This is a genomic window from Amycolatopsis speibonae, from assembly GCF_042647925.1.
GTDB lineage: Bacteria > Actinomycetota > Actinomycetes > Mycobacteriales > Pseudonocardiaceae > Amycolatopsis > Amycolatopsis speibonae.
Genome location: NZ_JBHRWK010000126.1, coordinates 1 through 895, shown reverse-complemented (window position 1 = coordinate 895; position 895 = coordinate 1). Strand labels below are relative to the sequence as shown.

General features: G+C 65.6%; 1 protein-coding gene. It reads left to right on the top strand.

Annotated elements, in window-relative coordinates:
• Positions 1 to 300: 300 nt before the first annotated feature.
• Positions 301 to 570 carry a hypothetical protein gene (locus ACFOSH_RS42425; protein ID WP_378247204.1) on the top strand — a complete coding sequence of 90 codons (270 nt, stop codon included), beginning with the start codon at positions 301 to 303 and terminating at the stop codon, positions 568 to 570.
• Positions 571 to 895: the final 325 nt, after the last annotated feature.

The window sequence follows — 895 nt, the reverse complement described above, 5'->3', positions numbered from 1 at the left end:
GACACATACTCCCGAGCCCGAGCCCGCGGCTCCGAACGCGTGAAACGACCCGAAATCCGCTCATGAACCCGGCCCAGCTCACCCATCGCCACATCAACCACCACACGGATGATCTACCACACGCGCACCAAATGCCGTTGCAGTACTAGCCTGTCGCCGTGCGCCGCTGGACTCGACTCGTACTCAAGCGCGCCGGCTGAACCAGGTCGCCGGCGCGCAGTCCGGCGACCCCTCGGCACGGGGTATCTCCCGGGACCTGGCCCTCCATGGCCTGTTCGCTTCCCGCCTTTGGAGACCACGATGTCGCTCACCACTTTCCCGGTTCCCGCCCCTCGCTCGTCCATGCTGGTCCGCCGCCGGATCGCCACCTACTTCGTCGGCGGCGTCGACCGGATCCCCGGCCTGGTCGACGCGCTCGGTTGCCTGGTCCACGACCTGTCGGTCGACGTGCGCGACGGGGTCCGCGAAAGCACGATGACCTGCGCCGTCCTGATCGCGGCGGACGAGGTCGAGCCGCTGCTGGACCGGCTGCGGAGCCTGGACGCCGTCATGTCCTCCGAACTTCTGTGACCCCTTTCGCGCCTCGTGAGCGGCAAGGCAGGTTCTATTTGAGAGGAAAGGCAAAAGTGGCGTGTTGTGTGCCGTCCCGGCGGCTACGGGAACGTCCCGAGCGCCACGCTCGGGACACTCATCTTGGATCCACCGGCGTGTTTGTTGGATGGTCTTGATGGTGTTTGTTGATCATGTGTTTGGTGGGTGGGTGTGGTGGATCACCGGTCGTCGCATCCGGCGTGTCCACTGTGGTCTGGTTGTCGGGGTGTGGGGTCAGGGTGTTCGGTGGGTGGTGGTGAAGAGGGCCTGGTAGGCGGCTTGCCAGGGCCAGTTGGCGGGTAGT

Bases quoted from the DNA above. Each gene is read 5' to 3' on its own strand.
- ACFOSH_RS42425 (WP_378247204.1), top strand. From the start codon at position 301: ATGTCGCTCACCACTTTCCCGGTTCCCGCCCCTCGCTCGTCCATGCTG.